General features: G+C 53.1%; 17 protein-coding genes and 2 pseudogenes. 12 read left to right on the forward strand and 7 right to left on the reverse strand.

Annotated elements, in window-relative coordinates; all coding sequences use genetic code 11:
• Positions 1-5 precede the first annotated feature (5 nt).
• Positions 6-962, reverse strand: a complete 957-nt coding sequence (argC, locus tag ACHZB8_RS16420) for an N-acetyl-gamma-glutamyl-phosphate reductase (protein WP_316861901.1) — start codon at positions 960-962, stop codon at positions 6-8.
• 90 nt (positions 963-1,052) lie between these two features.
• Entirely contained in the window at positions 1,053-1,325 is a 273-nt protein-coding gene (locus ACHZB8_RS16425; RefSeq protein ID WP_316861902.1) for a hypothetical protein, read from the reverse strand.
• Positions 1,326-1,769: 444 nt separating this feature from the next.
• Between ACHZB8_RS16425 and ACHZB8_RS16430 the strand changes: the two are divergent.
• Positions 1,770-2,814 (forward strand): annotated as a pseudogene (locus ACHZB8_RS16430) (aspartate-semialdehyde dehydrogenase).
• Between the two features lie 83 nt (positions 2,815-2,897).
• Here the strand turns inward: ACHZB8_RS16430 and ACHZB8_RS16435 are convergent.
• From ACHZB8_RS16435 to ACHZB8_RS16455, 5 genes are all read right to left on the reverse strand, one after another.
• The gene (locus ACHZB8_RS16435; RefSeq protein ID WP_316861904.1) at positions 2,898-3,422 is read right to left on the reverse strand and encodes a carbonic anhydrase; all 525 of its coding nucleotides are present in this window, start codon (positions 3,420-3,422) and stop codon (positions 2,898-2,900) included.
• A 324-nt stretch (positions 3,423-3,746) separates the two neighbouring features.
• The gene (locus ACHZB8_RS16440; RefSeq protein ID WP_316861905.1) at positions 3,747-4,175 is read right to left on the reverse strand and encodes a hypothetical protein; all 429 of its coding nucleotides are present in this window, start codon (positions 4,173-4,175) and stop codon (positions 3,747-3,749) included.
• Between the two features lie 170 nt (positions 4,176-4,345).
• Positions 4,346-4,594 carry a hypothetical protein gene (locus ACHZB8_RS16445; RefSeq protein ID WP_316861907.1) on the reverse strand — a complete coding sequence of 83 codons (249 nt, stop codon included), beginning with the start codon at positions 4,592-4,594 and terminating at the stop codon, positions 4,346-4,348.
• Positions 4,595-4,616: 22 nt separating this feature from the next.
• A complete protein-coding gene (locus ACHZB8_RS16450) occupies positions 4,617-5,033 on the reverse strand; it encodes an FAD-binding oxidoreductase (protein ID WP_316861908.1) in 417 nt (138 codons plus the stop codon).
• Positions 4,957-5,784 (reverse strand): FAD-dependent oxidoreductase, encoded by an 828-nt coding sequence (locus ACHZB8_RS16455; protein ID WP_316861911.1) that lies wholly within the window; start codon positions 5,782-5,784, stop codon positions 4,957-4,959. The genes ACHZB8_RS16450 and ACHZB8_RS16455 overlap by 77 nt, the downstream gene beginning before the upstream one ends.
• A gap of 132 nt (positions 5,785-5,916) precedes the next feature.
• Between ACHZB8_RS16455 and ACHZB8_RS16460 the strand changes: the two are divergent.
• The 11 genes and pseudogenes from ACHZB8_RS16460 to ACHZB8_RS16510 all read left to right on the forward strand — a co-directional run bounded on the left by ACHZB8_RS16460 (position 5,917) and on the right by ACHZB8_RS16510 (position 16,061).
• Positions 5,917-6,806, forward strand: a pseudogene (locus ACHZB8_RS16460) (HpcH/HpaI aldolase/citrate lyase family protein).
• 2 nt (positions 6,807-6,808) lie between these two features.
• Positions 6,809-7,027: a DUF1737 domain-containing protein gene (locus tag ACHZB8_RS16465; RefSeq protein WP_316861913.1), complete on the forward strand. Its 219-nt coding sequence runs from the start codon at positions 6,809-6,811 to the stop codon at positions 7,025-7,027.
• A gap of 195 nt (positions 7,028-7,222) precedes the next feature.
• Positions 7,223-8,272, forward strand: a complete 1,050-nt coding sequence (locus ACHZB8_RS16470; protein WP_316861915.1) for a MaoC family dehydratase — start codon at positions 7,223-7,225, stop codon at positions 8,270-8,272.
• Between the two features lie 432 nt (positions 8,273-8,704).
• A complete protein-coding gene (gene sdhC, locus ACHZB8_RS16475; RefSeq protein ID WP_316861917.1) occupies positions 8,705-9,109 on the forward strand; it encodes a succinate dehydrogenase, cytochrome b556 subunit in 405 nt (134 codons plus the stop codon).
• Positions 9,110-9,126: 17 nt separating this feature from the next.
• Positions 9,127-9,501 carry a succinate dehydrogenase, hydrophobic membrane anchor protein gene (gene sdhD / locus ACHZB8_RS16480; RefSeq protein WP_316861918.1) on the forward strand — a complete coding sequence of 125 codons (375 nt, stop codon included), beginning with the start codon at positions 9,127-9,129 and terminating at the stop codon, positions 9,499-9,501.
• A gap of 7 nt (positions 9,502-9,508) precedes the next feature.
• Positions 9,509-11,356, forward strand: coding sequence for a succinate dehydrogenase flavoprotein subunit (gene sdhA / locus ACHZB8_RS16485; RefSeq protein ID WP_316861919.1), 1,848 nt, complete (start codon positions 9,509-9,511; stop codon positions 11,354-11,356).
• Positions 11,357-11,462: 106 nt separating this feature from the next.
• Complete coding sequence (locus tag ACHZB8_RS16490; RefSeq protein WP_316861920.1) at positions 11,463-12,245, forward strand: succinate dehydrogenase iron-sulfur subunit; 783 nt, start codon at positions 11,463-11,465, stop codon at positions 12,243-12,245.
• A 331-nt stretch (positions 12,246-12,576) separates the two neighbouring features.
• A complete protein-coding gene (locus tag ACHZB8_RS16495) occupies positions 12,577-13,029 on the forward strand; it encodes a hypothetical protein (RefSeq protein WP_316861922.1) in 453 nt (150 codons plus the stop codon).
• Between the two features lie 308 nt (positions 13,030-13,337).
• Positions 13,338-14,423 carry a class II fructose-bisphosphate aldolase gene (fbaA, locus tag ACHZB8_RS16500; RefSeq protein ID WP_316861924.1) on the forward strand — a complete coding sequence of 362 codons (1,086 nt, stop codon included), beginning with the start codon at positions 13,338-13,340 and terminating at the stop codon, positions 14,421-14,423.
• Positions 14,424-14,731: 308 nt separating this feature from the next.
• Positions 14,732-15,376 carry an AprI/Inh family metalloprotease inhibitor gene (locus ACHZB8_RS16505; RefSeq protein ID WP_316861926.1) on the forward strand — a complete coding sequence of 215 codons (645 nt, stop codon included), beginning with the start codon at positions 14,732-14,734 and terminating at the stop codon, positions 15,374-15,376.
• A gap of 94 nt (positions 15,377-15,470) precedes the next feature.
• A complete protein-coding gene (locus tag ACHZB8_RS16510; protein ID WP_316861928.1) occupies positions 15,471-16,061 on the forward strand; it encodes an AprI/Inh family metalloprotease inhibitor in 591 nt (196 codons plus the stop codon).
• Positions 16,062-16,117: the final 56 nt, after the last annotated feature.

The following is a 16,117-nucleotide window of genomic DNA, read 5'->3' on the forward strand; positions in this document are numbered from 1 at the left end:
GCGATTTAGAGATCGGCAGCGACGAGACCAGTGGTTTCATCGATTCCCATCATGATGTTCATATTCTGTATGGCGGCGCCTGACGCCCCTTTGCCCAGATTGTCATAGACGGCGAGAATGACGGCTTGGCCGGTTTCATCATTGCCGTGTACATGGATATGAAGCGAATTCGTTCCGTTCAGGCGTTCCGGTGTGATGGCTTCCAGGCGTCCTGCCGCTTGCAGTGGCGCAACCTTGACAAAAATCTCGTTTTTATAGCGTTGAGACAGGCAGTCATGCAATTCACCTAATTTCGGAGCCTGTTCAAGCGCCCACAGGTTAAGCGGGACGGCGTCGATCATGCCTTGCGCATAGCGACCAACGGCAGGCTGGAAAACGGGTGGATGCGACAGGCCTGCATAGGCCAGCATTTCCGGTACATGCTTGTGCTGAAGGGTCAGGCCATAGGGCCAGTAGGGCACCGAGACCGGCGCTTCCTCGCGCTCATAATCGGCGATCATGCTTTTGCCGCCGCCGGAATAGCCCGAAACGGCATTAACCGTGGCGGCAAAATCCTGCGGGATCAGACCGGCATCGACAAGGGGACGCATGATGGCGATATAGCCTTGCGGATAGCAGCCGGGATTGGCCACGCGCTTGGAGCTGGCAATCGCCTCGCGCTGACCCGGTGTCATTTCAGCAAAGCCATAGGCCCAGCCGTCCGCAGTTCTATGCGCTGTCGACGCGTCGATGACGCAGGTGTCCTTGTTGTCGATCAGGCTGACAGACTCGATTGCCGCCGCATCCGGCAGGCAAAGGATTGCGATATCGGCCTCGTTGAGCATCTGTGCCCTGGCTTCGGTGTCCTTGCGCAGGTTATCGGGAAGGCGCAGCAGTCGGACATCCTGGCGGCCTTCAAGACGGTTCCGAATCTGCAATCCGGTTGTGCCTACTTCGCCATCGATGAATATTTTTGCGCTCATTGTCTTATAACCTGATAGTGGGTTTCATTGTTGTTGCAGCATGGGAATGCCGCCAAATGGGGAATTGCTTACAGCATGCAGGAGAGTTTGTCATCGGGTGAAATGATTGACCAGCCACAGGACCAAAATAATTGCAAAGATTGCGCCGCCGATGCGACCAATTCTGGTCCCCCAGACCTCGATCGGGTCATTTCGGTCCATGTCTGCCGCGCCAAGATGATCCTTGGCCTTGTTTGCCGTTCGGGCAAAGGCGGATGTGCCAAGGGCCTCCCCTTCCATTTCGACACGCTTGAGCGCTCGTTCGGCCTGTTGCTGCCGAGCGTCATTGCGCTGTTGTCGTGACTGATGGCTCTGCTTTGTCATAAATGCATCTTTAGCCTTCTTTTCATTCCGGTTTCAAGCAAAGATACGAAGAAGAGATGAAGAGATGTGACCTTTTTGTTCGTTTTCGTATCGCCAGAGGCACTATTGCCGCATTTGGTCTTGACTTGCGGCAATCCATGCCGCTAAGAGGCTGATTGTGAACCGAGAGGGTTGGGCACGCGTTGCCGCATTCGGGAAAGTGATATGGCGCTTTTTGTAAAATCAGCAAAGATGGCTCTGATCATTGGCAAGACTGCCGATGCGATGGCCGCTGGCCTTACCACACCGACAACAACCACAACTACCACCAAGGTTTAGTCCCTCTCGCTCCCTGCTCGCTTCCCCCAGGGATGTGAGGGGGAGCGGAACCGCCTGTTCGAAAGCAAAAGCTTGAGACCGGCGGCAACCTTAGGGGGAGCTACTTGGATCAGGAGATCATTGACAATGGGTTATAAAGTTGCAGTTGTCGGGGCCACGGGCAATGTCGGTCGTGAGATGCTCGATATTCTTGCCGAACGCGGTTTTTCCCGCTGATGAAGTCGTAGCATTGGCGTCTAGCCGTTCCAAGGGCAAGGATGTGTCCTTCGGAGACAAAAACCTGAAATGCCAGGTGCTGGACAATTATGATTTTTCAGACACCGATTTCTGTCTGATGTCGGCAGGTGGCAGCACCTCTGCCGAATGGGCACCAAAAATCGCCGCACAGGGCTGTATCGTGGTCGATAACAGCTCTCAATGGCGTTATGACGAGCGTATTCCGCTGATCGTGCCGGAAGTCAATGCTCATGTGCTGGAAGAGTGGATCAAGAAAAAAGATCGCATCAATATCATTGCCAACCCGAACTGCTCAACGGCTCAGTTGCTGGTTGCTTTGAAACCTCTGCATGACAAGGCAACCATCAAGCGCGTCGTTGTGTCCACCTATCAGTCCGTTTCCGGGGCTGGCAAGGAGGCCATGGATGAACTTTTCACCCAGACCCGTGCGGTGTTCGTGTCCGATCCGATCGAAGTGAAGAAATTCACCAAGCGCATTGCCTACAACGTCATCCCTCATATCGACAAATTCATGGATGATGGCTCCACCAAGGAAGAATGGAAGGTGGTCGCCGAAACCAAGAAAATGCTCGATCCGAAAATCAAGGTGACCTGCACCGCTGTTCGCGTGCCGGTATTCGTCTCTCACGGTGAAGCTGTGAACCTTGAATTTGAAAATCCCATTTCCGCCGATGAAGCACGCGATATCCTGCGCGAAGCGCCTGGCTGTCTTGTGGTCGACAAGCGTGAAGATGGTGGTTACATCACCCCGGTGGAAGCGGCCGGTGAAGATGCGACCTATATTTCCCGTATTCGTGAAGACTCCACCGTTGATAATGGCCTCAATATGTGGGTGGTCTCTGACAACCTGCGCAAGGGTGCCGCGCTCAACACGGTTCAGATTGCCGAAGCCCTCGTCAACAAGGGGCTGGTCAAACCGCGTTCCGAGGCTTAAGGCCATTTGATCCCGGATCCTGAATGCAAAAACGGCCTGATTTTGTCAGGCCGTTTTTTGTTTGTTGTTGCTGTCGGGCAGGATCACACCTTGATGAAGGTGCCTTTTTCTTCCTCGTAATATTCAAGCTCTCCATCGGAAATGTCAAACCATGCGCCATGCAGGCTGAGGGTTCCCGCAGCGACGGCGTCTTTCACGAATCTGTAGGAATAGAGATTTTCCAGCGAATGGATGATCGAAGTCCGTTCCAACATGCCGCAATGGTCCAGTTCGGGGCGGTTCATGGCCTTGAAGCGGATCGGGTTGTCGGCGGCCTCAAGCTGGCCTGACCATTGTCCGATATAGTCGCTTTCGGACAGGGGTTCTGAATCTTCGGCCAAATAGGCCTTCACGCCTCCACAGCGGCCATGGCCCATGATCACGATATGCTCGACCTTCAGGCCGTTGACGGCAAATTCGATGGCTGCCGTGGTGCCGTGAATGCCATGATCCTGCGATGACTTGTGGGGGATGATGTTGGCGACGTTGCGCATGACAAAGATCTCGCCCGGACCTGCATCAAAGATGATCTCAGGCGCGGCACGGCTGTCGCAGCATCCAACAAGCATGATCTTCGGACTTTGGCCTTTTTTCTGCCAGCTTCTGATAACGGCCCTGTTCGGTCGGGAATCGTCCCTTTTTGAACTCGGCATAGCCTTCGAGCAATCGTTGCGGTAGTTGGACCATGGCATCCTCATCTGCAAGTTAGTGGATATTACGTATGACATCTCGCGCTACTTGGCCAGAAAATCAAGGTGCAGACTGAAATTTCCTGGCGTTCGGGTCAATCTTTTTTGCTTCTGCTGACCGAAGTGGCTTTACTGACCATTCCGATCTGGCGCATTTGAACCATGGCCATTGGGGATTGGAAGCGATCAGAGAAACGGGCGACTTCAAGATCGCGATAGCCGTTTCGGGTGGAGCGGGAGACAACCTCCAGAACACCGCTTGAGGCCAGTTTGAGGGCCTGAGCGAGCGGCGCTCCCGGCCATGACGCGTGCCAGAAACAGTGCAGCGGTCATGTCGCCGGTGCCATTTTGCGGTTTGGGCACTGCCGGATGTTCGCACAGAATTGGCAAATCGGCTTCACCTTCGATTGCTCTTGTTACCAACAGATTGGCAATGGCATTGCGCATCATCGCAAAGGCACTGGTAACCAGAGTGGTTTGGCAGCCGAGTTTCGCAGCCTGTCGGATCAGGCCGTCATTATTCTCCTCGTTCGATTGTGTCAGCCAGTTGAGCTCGAACCGGTTGGGGGTGATGATGGTCGGCGCGCGGCAACAATTGTGCCTGAATGGCCTCGGCAATCTCTTGCGAGACATATAAGCCCTCGCGATCCCCGATGACAGGATCGCAGAGAAAGATAGCGTCCGGATTTGCCGCTTTCAGGCTGTCTGCCAACCTGGCGATGGCCGCGACCTGATCGACTGAGCCCAGATACCCCGAATAGAGCGCTCCCACTTGGGCAAAGTCGGGATGACGGGATAGATCTTCAAGGCTTTTGGCAAAGAGCTCGGGATCTATCTGTTGTCGTGTGGCGGGGCCATGTCCGGGATGCCAGGGGAGAATGACGGTGGGGACTTCCCAAAACCGGGTGGCCGAGCCGTTCCAGGGCAAAGGCAGCGGCGCGGTTGCCCACCGCGCCAGCCATGACGTGAGAGGAAATGACAATCACCGGTTTTGCCTCGACCGGAGCATTGGGATTGTTCGGGGAGCCCGGCAGGGATGTCATTTCACTCATTCATTCACTCGATCTTGCTTTGTCAGATGATGTTGAATTCTCTGACCGGTTTATTCTCAGCGATCCTTTCATAGCCGAAAATAGACAGATCAAGCGAGCGATATTCGCCATAAAGGAGGAGTTCTCCAATGCCGCGACCAGCGCCCGGACCATGTTGCAGGCCATGACCGGAGAAACCGGCACACATGTAGAAATTGGTGATGTCCGGATGCACGCCGATGAAGGCGTTCTGGTCCAGAGTGCAATATTCATAGTGACCGGCCCATGCATTGGTCATCTTGATCGCGTCAAATCCCGGCATGCGGTTGTAAAGCGAAGGCCAGATCACCTCCTCGAACAGGTCGTAGTGGGGGTCGTGATCCTCATAGTCGGCTGCCGGGTCTTCCAGTGGAGGGCAACCGGAGATTGTAGACGTCCCCTTCGGGACGAATGTAGACACCGGAGGTGTCGGTGATCAACGGCATGTTCGGATGCGGTTTCTTGTTGTCGATGACGAAGATGGTGCGTTTGCGAGGCTCGATGGGCAGATCGATCCCGAGCATGGCTGCGACCTTGCCGGCATTTGCCCCGGCGCAGTTGACAGCGGCACCGCAGGCGATGGTTTCGCCATCGGCCAGCTTGACGGCTGTCACCTTGCCACCCAGCTGATCCATGCCAACAACCGTGCCCTTGGTAAAGTGCGCGCCTGCCGCAATGGCTCCTTTGCGGACAAGGTCGAGGAACATGTGCGCATCAAACCAGCCTTCGCCAGAGCGGCCATAGGCTCCGGCTGCGAGGTCATCGACATTGAGCCATGGGAAGGTCTTTTTCATCTCACCGGGTGTCATCAGATCGACGTCTGCACCGCATTCCACCTGGGTCTTGTGATTGTTTTGCAGAATTGGAAGACCGGCCTCTGAGGCCAGAATGAGATAGCCGCCTTCATGATAGGCGATATCTGCGTCCTCTCCGAAGCGGTCCTTGAGCTCGCCAAAGAATTGAAGCCCGAACTGGGAGAGGGAAATATTCTCAGGCGTTGAGAATTGCTGGCGGATCGATGCCGCCGAAAGGGTTGTTGAACTGTTGGCATAGCTTGGGTCCTGTTCGACCACAATGACAGAGCCCTCGAAGCCGAGATCCTTTTTCAGGAAATAGGCCACTGAAGCTCCCATGATTGCGCCACCTATGATGACGATATCTGCCTGTTTCATTTGCTGTTCCGTTTTTTCTTCTTGTTCACCTAGAGGAAGATTGGCCTAAGGAAGGGATGGCTCAGCGCGTCTTTCAGTGTTTTAAGTTGTCGCGCGCCTACGCATACTGCATCAAAGATCGGAGAAATTTCAATGTCTTTTAGACCACGTCGTTCAGCTCTCTACATGCCAGGATCCAATGCCCGTGCCCTTGAAAAGGCCCGTGGTCTTGATGTGGATGTGCTGCTTCTGGATTTGGAAGATTCGGTGGCCATGGACATGAAAGAGACCGCTCGCGAGCAGGTCGCCAAGGCTGTCCGGGACGGGGGCTTTGGTCATCGCGAAGTGGTGATCAGGATCAATGGGCTCGAGACCCCAGTGGGGGGAAGATGATCTCAAGGCCGTCCTTGCCGCCAAACCCGATGCGGTGCTGGTGCCCAAAGTCAACTCTGCCGAGGATGTGTTTGCCATTGGTCGCAAACTCAATGATGCCGGAGCGGATCAGGACCTCAAGATCTGGGCGATGATCGAGACGCCGCAAAGCGTGTTGCGGGCGCTCGAAATCGCCGAGGCGACACAGGAATATCATGGTCGCCGTCTTTCCTGTTTCATATTGGGAACCAACGACTTGGCCAAGGAAACAAGAGCGTCTATGGTGCCCGGGCGTGCTCCATTTTACGGTTTGTTGATGACCTGTCTTGCCGCTGCGCGCAGCTATAATCTCGATATTCTCGACGGGGTGTTCAACAATTTCAGTGATGCCGATGGCTTTGTCGACGAATGTGTTCAGGGCAAGGAAATGGGTATGGATGGCAAGACCATCATTCATCCGAAACAGATCGCCGACTGCAATCGGATATTCTCGCCGGACGAGGCTTTGGTCGAGTGGAGCCGCAAGATAATCTGGGAATTCGATGCGCCGGAGAATCTTTCTAAAAATGTCATGACAATCGATGGGTAAAATGGTCGAACGGCTGCATGCCGAAATGGCCCGTCGGGTGGTCGATATTGCAGAGGCCATTGCAAGACGCAATGAGGAATAGTCATGAACGAAAAACAAAGAGTCTACCGGTTTCTCACAGGCGTGGATAATGCCGACTTTTGTCACAAGGTGACAGAGGCCCTTTCCAAGGGCTGGGTGCTTCACGGCTCACCGAGCTATGCCTTCGACGCGGAAGCAAAAGTGATGAAATGTGGTCAGGCCGTGGTCAAGGATGTAGAGCCCTTTGCCTATAGCCGCGAAGTGGTTCTGGGCTCGATCTAGATCGAGACATGTGACATGGGCAAAGCGGAACGGATATCCGCTTTGCCATTTTTGGCTCAAGGTTCAGGGGATTGCTTCCGTCTTCCTTGATCTGCCTTCTCCTTTCCTCCAAGAGACAGCTTTGTTGCAGTGCAATATAGTCTGCTGCAATCGGCGTCTGAAATGCTCTTTGCGAGGCGCATCAGGGAGGACAGTATGAGCAAGACCAATCCGGGCAACTATTTCGAAGACTTTCATGTGGGACAGGTCATCAACCACGCAACGCCGCGCACGGTGACGGCGGGGGATGTATCGCTTTACACCGCGCTTTACGGGACGCGTTTTGCAGTGCAGTCCTCGGATGCTTTTGCGCAGGGGATCGGTTATGATCGTGCACCGGTTGACGATCTGCTGGTCTTTCACATCGTGTTTGGCAAAACGGTGCCGGATATCTCGCTCAATGCAGTGGCCAATCTTGGCTATGCGGGATGTCGCTTTCTTGTCCCGGTCTTTCCCGGTGATAGCCTCACGGCAATGTCCGAAGTGATTGGGCTCAAGGAAAATTCCAACGGCAAGACCGGTGTGGTCTATGTGCGCTCAACCGGCACAAATCAGCATGGCGAACTGGTTCTCGATTATGTCCGCTGGGTGATGGTACGCAAAAAGGATCCGGCAACGCCGACGGGCCACAATTCGGTTCCGACCTTGCCTGCTGCTCTTCATGCCGATGCGCTCGGGGATGCTGCTCCCATACTTGATCGCGACGCGTATGATGTGTGCCTGTCTGGTTCTCCCTATCTGTGGGGCGACTATGAAGTTGGCGAGCAGATCGATCATGTGGATGGCATGACCGTTGAGGAAGCCGAGCATCAGATGGCCACACGTCTTTACCAGAATACCGCAAAAGTGCATTTCAACCAGTTTACCGAGGGGCAGGGGCGTTTCGGTCGGCGACTGATCTATGGCGGGCATGTGATTTCCCTGGCTCGCGCCCTGTCCTTCAACGGGCTTGCCAATGCTTTTCATGTAGCCGCGATCAATGGCGGTCGCCATGTGGCGCCTTTGTTTGCAGGCGAGACCGTCTTTGCCTGGTCGAAGATTCTCGATAAGGCCGAATTGCCTGCGCGTGATGATGTTGGTGCTCTCAGAGTTAGACTATTTGCTAGTAAGGATTTTCCCTGTCAGACATTTCCCGGTGAGGCGGAAGCGGGTTATGATCCCAGTGTCATTCTGGACATGGACATGTGGTTGCTGCTGCCGCGATAGTGAGTTGAAATGCGCCTATCGGCAGGCAGCATAAGGGCTTTCCTGCCGATTTCAGTCCTTGCCTCAGAACCAAGGACAGGCGACAAATCTCATGGATTTTTTCATCCGTCGACGGGCTATCGCGCTCGGCGGGTTTGGGACCTGAGCAACTAAAAGTCGGGAGGATTTGCGAAAAGTCATATAAACTTCTTCGAGTTGCCACTAAACTCCGCCGTGATCCGCCGGATTTCCTTCTTTGATTTAAACGAATCAAATTCTGGGTTTTCTTTGTTCAAGTGCGAAACTGTACGTTAGGCGCAGTTTGGGCGAAATTTTCCGATTTAGCGGTGCGGTCACTTTGACCAAGTCCAGAATTGTCGTTATGAATTCAATCATGCGTTCCAATAGTCTGGTTACTTCTACGTAAGAGTCACCTGTCGAGGGCCTTTAAATATGACAGACGTCGACCTGAAGGGCAAACGCCCTATTTCTCCTCATGTTCAGCATTCTGCTTACAAAGTCACTTTTTCTATGGCAACTTCCATCAGCCATCGTTTGAGTGGGTCAGCTCTTTATGCCGGCATGTTCTTCCTTGCTTCCTGGCTGATTGCACTGGCAATGGGGCCTGAGGCATTCGATTTTGTCCAGTCGCTCTGGGGATCCATCCTTGGACGCCTTGTATTGTTCTGCTTTACCTGGGCAATGATGCACCACATGCTTGGTGGTATTCGCCACTTCATCTGGGATATCCCCGCAATGATGGAAAAGCCGCAAATTGAATTTCTTTATGTGGCGACTGTTGTTGGCGGCATCGTGCTGACGTTGATCCTCTGGATCATCGGTTATGCCGTGATGTAAGTGACAGGGAGAGAATGATGAAAACACCTCTTAAAACCGTCCGCGGTCTTGGCGAAAAGCACCATGGCACCGAACATCACTGGACAATGCGTATCACTGCCCTTGCACTTGTTTTTCTTTGCATCGGTTTTGTCTGGCTTGTCATCTGCATGCTTGGTTCCGATTATGAGAGCGCCAAGGCGATGATCGGCAATCCGCTGATTTCGACTTTCCTTCTGTTGGCTATCCTGTTCAGTGGCATCCATATGCACTATGGCGTGCAGACGATCACCGAGGATTACCTTCAGAGCCAGCTGTGGCGGACACTCGCCAAGATTGGCGATATGTTCTTTTCCACCGTCGTATGTGCCGCCTGTGTCGTTGCGGTGCTGAAAGTGTCATTCGGAGGTTAATGATCAGATGGCAAATACTTACAGCATCAATGGTCGTGCTTACGATGTGCATGACCACTATCATGACGTTGTTGTCGTGGGGGCTGGCGGCGCTGGCTTGCGCGCGACCCTTGGCATGGCCGAACAGGGCCTGCGCACGGCATGTGTCACCAAGGTTTTCCCAACCCGTTCTCATACTGTAGCTGCTCAGGGCGGTATCGCTGCCTCGCTTCAGAATATGGGACCTGACAACTGGCAGTGGCATATGTATGACACCGTCAAGGGGTCTGACTGGCTGGGTGATACCGACGCCATGGAATATCTGGCGCGTGAAGCTCCGAAGGCTGTCTATGAGCTGGAGCATTATGGCGTGCCATTTTCGCGGACCGAAGAAGGCAAGATCTATCAGCGGCCTTTCGGCGGTCACATGCAGAATTTCGGTGATGGCCCTGCCGTACAGCGCACCTGTGCTGCGGCTGACCGTACCGGTCATGCGATTCTGCACACTCTTTATGGTCAATCCATTCGAAACAAGGCCGAATTCTATATCGAGTATTTCGGTCTTGATCTTCTGATGAGTGAAGATGGTGTGTGTGAAGGGATTGTCGCCTGGAACCTTGATGACGGTACAATTCACCGCTTCAACGCCAAAATGGTCGTTCTGGCCACCGGTGGCTATGGTCGCTGTTACTTCTCCGCAACGTCGGCTCATACCATTACCGGTGACGGTAACGCCATGATAGCGCGTGCCGGTCTGCCATTGCAGGATATGGAATTCGTTCAGTTCCATCCAACCGGGATTTATGGTGCGGGCTGTCTTATCACCGAGGGTGTTCGCGGTGAGGGTGGCTATCTGGTCAACTCCGAAGGCGAACGCTTCATGGAGCGTTATGCTCCAAGTGCAAAGGACCTTGCGTCCCGCGACGTCGTCTCCCGTTGCATGACGATCGAGATCAGGGAAGGCCGTGGCGTTGGTCCGCAGAAAGATCACATCTTCCTGCATCTGGATCACCTTGATCCGGACATGCTGGCCGAGCGTCTGCCGGGTATTTCCGAATCGGCTGAGATCTTTGCCGGTGTTGACGTAACCAAGGATCCGATTCCTGTGCTGCCGACTGTGCACTATAATATGGGCGGTATCCCGACCAACTATTGGGGTGAAGTGCTCAACCCGACAGCAGAGGATCCAAATGCAGTTGCTCCTGGTCTGATGGCTGTGGGTGAAGCGGCCTGTGCTTCGGTTCATGGTGCAAACCGTCTTGGCTCCAACTCGCTGATCGACCTTGTAGTGTTTGGTCGTGCCGCTGCCATCAAGGCTGGCGAAGTGATCGACCGTGAAGCTCCGATGCCGAGCCCGAATCTGGCCTGCTTCGACAAGATCATGGCCAACTTCGACAAGGTCCGCCATGCCAATGGGTCGCAGACCACTGCCCAGTTGCGCCTGAAGATGCAGAAGAGCATGCAGAACAACGCTGCTGTTTTCCGTACTCAGGAAACGCTGGAACAGGGCTGCAAGGAAATGGCTGCCATCTGGGGTGAATTGGGCGACATGAAAGTGACCGACCGGTCGCTGGTTTGGAACTCCGACCTGATGGAATCCCTCGAGCTACAGAACCTGATGATCAACGCCCTGCCGACGGTCGTTGGTGCTGAAGCACGTAAGGAAAGCCGCGGTGCGCATGCACGTGAAGATTACAAGGATGGCCCGTTGGGTGGTCGTGATGATGAGAACTGGCGTAAGCACACCTTGTCCTGGGTGAGCGAAGCCGGTGAAGTCAAACTCGATTATCGTCCTGTCATTCTGGACCCGCTGACCAAAGTAGAAGATGGCGGAATTGATCCTGCGAAGATCGCGCCGAAGGCACGTGTCTACTAACAGCCCTTCTGTTCGGGCAGCTATGCTGCCCGACCTTTGTTAATTCGATGCCCGATGCTCGACAGCCGAGCAAAATGGGCGAGACCAGACCTTACGGAGCGAAAAGATGGTTGAACTTTTGCTGCCGAAAAACTCAGTGATCAAGAAAGGCAAGACTTGGCCCAAGCCGGAAGGCGCGACCAACTTGACCGAATTCCGCGTTTATCGCTGGAATCCTGATGACGGCAAGAATCCTCAGATCGACACCTATTTTGTTGATCGTGACAACTGCGGGCCAATGGTGCTCGACGGACTGCTTTACATTAAAGACAATATCGATGCGACGCTTACCCTGCGTCGTTCCTGCCGTGAAGGCATTTGCGGCTCTTGCGCCATGAATATCGACGGGGCCAACACTCTGGCCTGTACCTTCGGTATGGATGAGTGCAAGTCCAAGGTCGTCAAGGTCTTCCCGCTGCCAAACATGAAAGTGGTTAAGGACCTTGTGCCTGACCTCAACAATTTCTATGCGCAGCATGCCTCGATTGAACCTTATCTGAAAACGGATACGCCAGCGCCGGAAACCGAATGGCTCCAGTCTCATGAAGATCGCGCCAAGCTTGATGGTCTTTACGAGTGCATTCTTTGTGCGTCCTGTTCAACATCCTGCCCGTCTTACTGGTGGAATGGCGAACGTTATATGGGCCCGGCAGCTTTGTTGCAGGCCTATCGCTGGATTATCGACAGCCGGGATGAATATACCGGCGAACGTCTTGATCAGCTTGATGACGTGTTTGGCGCATTCCGCTGCCACACGATCATGAACTGTACCAAGGTTTGCCCGAAAGGTTTGAACCCGGCCAAGGCGATTGCCCAGATCAAACGCATGTTGCTGGAACGCGCCGTTTAAGCGCTGAGCAAAAGATAAATAGAAACAACGCTCCGGTTGCCGCTTGTTCGTGCAGTCGGGGCGTTTTTTATTCAAGGTCTTCTTTGTGAAAGCTTTGCGAGGGCGCTTGTCTTTTCGTCGCTTACTTCAGGAGGGGCTTCTGGATGTCCGTTTCGGGCCTTGAAATCGTCAAACTTGTCGCCCATCTGGAGCGTAAGGAGATGGATTTGGCCACGGACGGATCAAACCAATCGTGCCTTTGGAGAGGATTGACATTTTTCCCGATTTGTCATGGTGCTGTTGGAAAATTCGTTTAGTTGGCGGCTCGAGTTTGGTTGCAGAGGAGGCTCACATGCTGCAAACGAATATCTTGTTTCTCGACGAGACGAATAACGATCGTAGCATTCTTGCAGAAGCTTATTACAATCATGGCTTGAAGAATGTGGCGCGGGCGTCCAGTGCAGGTTTCGAGCCCGCTGAGCAACTGGATCGGCACCTCTATGACCTTCTGAAGGCAGATGGGGTCTGTCCGGATGACTATTGTCCCAAGCCGGTTGATATTTTTCTTCAGGCCTATTCCCCCAGGATCGATTTGATCGTTGCCTTCAAGCCGCTGCGTGGTGCTTTCAAGTTGCCGATCTTCCCGAATCATCCCGCCGTTCTTCATCTTTCGGTTGAGGATTCGCGGGGGCGTGTGTCTGAGGGCGGGATCAAGAGAGCGGTACGGTCCTGCTATGCGGATCTCAAATTGTCTATTGATCGTGCGGTTGCTTCGGGCAAATTGCCAGGAGCCATTGCAGCTTGAGGTTATGAAGTGTCCATTTTCATGCAGGTTTTTCAAAGTGAAGAGATTGGCCTGCCCGCTTCTTGCATGCCTGCTAACCGCATTTGGATTGACTGATCAATATGATACGGAAAATTGAAGCTTTTTGTTTTCCGTTAAGTGCAAGTCAGTAAAGTGATTCAAATGCTTGTGTTCGACATAGGATAAGTGATTAGGTCCTTGTGCCTATAATTGGTCCTTGTATGATATATACTGGACTGAAGGACCGGTTTGTCTTATTCAAATATCGAGAATTATTTTTATCTCAAAACTTAATGGGAGAGATCAGCGTGAGTGGAATCAAACTGCGCCCCGGCGTCGTCACCGGTGATGAATATTTGCAGCTTCTGGAGGCTTGCAAAACTGGTGGTTATGCTCTGCCGGCTGTCAATGTCACCGGCACCAACAGCTTGAATGCGGTCATGGAAGCGGCAGCCAAAGCAAAATCTGATATCATCATTCAGATGTCGAATGGCGGCGCTCAATTCTTCTCTGGGCAGGGTGCTCCAGATGCGATGCGCGCGCGCGTTCTCGGCTCCGTGTCGATCGCTCAGCATGTTCATCTGCTGGCCGAGGAATATGGTATTTGTGCCGTTCTTCACACAGACCATTGCAACAAGAAACTGTTGCCATGGATCGACGGTCTGCTTGACGAAGGTGAGAAATATTTCAAAGCGAACGGCCGTCCGCTTTACACCTCTCACATGATCGACCTGTCCGAAGAAAGCCTTGAAGACAACGTCTCCATCAGCGCCAAATATCTGGAACGGATGGCTCCGATGGGCATGAGCCTGGAAATCGAGCTCGGCGTCACCGGCGGTGAGGAAGATGGTATCGGCAAAGAGCTGGAAGAAGGCGATGCCGCAGATCCCCGTCTTTATACACAGCCCGAAGATGTGCTTTACGCCTATGACATTCTTTCAAAGATCGGTCATTTCACGGTTGCTGCCTCTTTCGGTAACGTGCATGGCGTTTACGCTCCGGGCAATGTGAAATTGCGTCCGGAAATTCTGAAGCTTTCTCAGGAAATGGTTGCCAAAGAGCGGAATCTTGGCGAGAAACCCTTGAGCCTGGTTTTCCATGGCGGGTCGGGGTCTCCAAAAGAGCAGATTTCTGAAGCCGTGTCCTACGGTGTCTTCAAGATGAACATCGACACGGATATTCAGTTCGCCTTTGCTGAAGCGGTTGCCGCGAAAGTGGATGAAAAACCGATTGCCTTCAAGCATCAGGTCGATCCGGAAGATGCAACCCCTTACAAAAAATATTATGACCCTCGCAAATGGCTGCGTGCCGGTGAGCTGGGCATGATTGCTCGCCTGGAAGAAGCCATGCACGATCTTGGATCTGCCGGACGCTCAGTCGTGTCTGACAGCTAAGCGCTTTGCAGGTATGCATGCATGAGTCTATGACCTCTCAGGCATTTATGGCCTGAGGGGTTTTTCTTACGCATTTCCTTCTATGAGATGGCTTGTTTTGTTGCGATAATTAACTGTAATCAAAGTCGTATTGTTAAAATTGAAAAAAATTTTGCCTTTGCCACATTTCCCTGATATCGGTGTTTTGGAGAATAGGGTTATGGTCCGATGAATATTTGCTGCAAAATTTGACTTGTTTCAGATTTTAAGCTTGTTGGCGGGCCTGGATTTTGCTTTTAAAGCTTTGTTACGGGTATTCGGGACTGATTGTGAAAGTCATTTCAAGTGTCATAATCAAGTCGGCTTGCGCGCTTCTACTTGGTGGTTGCGCGGTTTCCAGTGATTTGATGGTAAGTGAGCAAACTCCAGCCACGAGTAATGTGGTGGTTTCATCTTTGCCTCTTGAAGCACCCGATACTGCTTCGACACTCTCGCCATCCTCCGAGAAATTTGAACATCCGGATACGCAGATGCTTGTGATGAAGGAAAGCATCAAGAGCGGTGAGATATCCGCAGAACTTGGTGTTCAGGCCGAGCAGGCCTATCTTCAGGGGCAGGGCGAGCATTTACAGATCAGCACCCAAAATGCCGATCTCAAGCCCTATGTCGGCAGATGGACCTTGCAGGCGAGTGATGCGCGTAGCAAGGTCAAACGTATCGGATCCTATCTTGGCTTGTCCAATCGCTGCGAGTTGACCCTTGAGGAGACACATAGCGAATATGGGTTCAAGGCCACCGGGAATTCGGCATGTCCGACCAGCCTTTTCATGCTTGACAGCTGGGTAGCCTTTGATGGCCGGCTTGTTCTTCGCGATCACATGGGCGACGAGATCATCAAGCTGCGTTCCGATGGCAGGAACATCTGGGTTGGTGTGAGCAAAGAGGGCAAGACCCTTACACTCAAGAAATCGTAATATTATTTTACGAAAACGACACTTGAGGGATATGCTACTTGAATAAAATTCATATAGAATCAACACTCAGGTGGGGTGACGTAAGGAGAGTGGTATGATTCGCAATTGCGCACTTGTTGGTATTTGTCTGCTGTTGTCCGGTTGTGCGACCGGTGGCTTTGGTCAGTTCGGCGGAAATAATGCCAGTTCGGTTAATCCGGCACCGACAACGCCTGTCGAGAGCCAGCAGCTTGGTGCGCTCATTCCGAATGACCAATATCCGAACCAGTCCTATCCGATGGTTGGTAATTCGGGTCAGCCAATCAACAACGCCATGGGGGCTGAAGCGGAACTGGCTTCGCCGACATATGGCGATGCCAATACGCAGGAAGCGTCTGTTCCGGCGGCGGCACGAGAGTTGAAGCGGACGGATTTGCTTGGTGCCTGGACGCTCACCTCGGGCGCTTCACAGTGTAAACTCAATGTCAATCTGACCAACTGGACTGGCGGTTATCGGGCTTCAAGTCGCGGCTGCAACGATTCCGACTTGCAGCGCATCAACGCCTGGCGGCTTGATGCTGATAAGCTTGTCGTCTTCCTGGCTGAGGATGGCGTGTCTGTTATTGCCCGCTTCTATTCCGACATGCCCGGACGCTTCAACGGTCAGGCGGCGCTTGATGGCCGTGCATTGTCCTTTTTCCGTTGAGCCGGACCGTTGTCGCTCATAAAGCAGTCTGTGGCCGTCGTCACAGGCTGTTGTTT

Source organism: uncultured Cohaesibacter sp. (assembly GCF_963556055.3).
Taxonomy (GTDB): Bacteria; Pseudomonadota; Alphaproteobacteria; order Rhizobiales; family Cohaesibacteraceae; genus Cohaesibacter.

Bases quoted from the DNA above. Each gene is read 5' to 3' on its own strand.
- argC (WP_316861901.1), bottom strand. From the start codon at position 962: ATGAGCGCAAAAATATTCATCGATGGCGAAGTAGGCACAACCGGATTG.
- ACHZB8_RS16425 (WP_316861902.1), bottom strand. From the start codon at position 1,325: ATGACAAAGCAGAGCCATCAGTCACGACAACAGCGCAATGACGCTCGG.
- ACHZB8_RS16435 (WP_316861904.1), bottom strand. From the start codon at position 3,422: ATGCTTGTTGGATGCTGCGACAGCCGTGCCGCGCCTGAGATCATCTTT.
- ACHZB8_RS16440 (WP_316861905.1), bottom strand. From the start codon at position 4,175: ATGTCTCGCAAGAGATTGCCGAGGCCATTCAGGCACAATTGTTGCCGC.
- ACHZB8_RS16445 (WP_316861907.1), bottom strand. From the start codon at position 4,594: ATGAGTGAAATGACATCCCTGCCGGGCTCCCCGAACAATCCCAATGCT.
- ACHZB8_RS16455 (WP_316861911.1), bottom strand. From the start codon at position 5,784: ATGAAACAGGCAGATATCGTCATCATAGGTGGCGCAATCATGGGAGCT.
- ACHZB8_RS16465 (WP_316861913.1), top strand. From the start codon at position 6,809: ATGAACGAAAAACAAAGAGTCTACCGGTTTCTCACAGGCGTGGATAAT.
- ACHZB8_RS16470 (WP_316861915.1), top strand. From the start codon at position 7,223: ATGAGCAAGACCAATCCGGGCAACTATTTCGAAGACTTTCATGTGGGA.
- sdhC (WP_316861917.1), top strand. From the start codon at position 8,705: ATGACAGACGTCGACCTGAAGGGCAAACGCCCTATTTCTCCTCATGTT.
- sdhD (WP_316861918.1), top strand. From the start codon at position 9,127: ATGAAAACACCTCTTAAAACCGTCCGCGGTCTTGGCGAAAAGCACCAT.
- sdhA (WP_316861919.1), top strand. From the start codon at position 9,509: ATGGCAAATACTTACAGCATCAATGGTCGTGCTTACGATGTGCATGAC.
- ACHZB8_RS16490 (WP_316861920.1), top strand. From the start codon at position 11,463: ATGGTTGAACTTTTGCTGCCGAAAAACTCAGTGATCAAGAAAGGCAAG.
- ACHZB8_RS16495 (WP_316861922.1), top strand. From the start codon at position 12,577: ATGCTGCAAACGAATATCTTGTTTCTCGACGAGACGAATAACGATCGT.
- ACHZB8_RS16510 (WP_316861928.1), top strand. From the start codon at position 15,471: ATGATTCGCAATTGCGCACTTGTTGGTATTTGTCTGCTGTTGTCCGGT.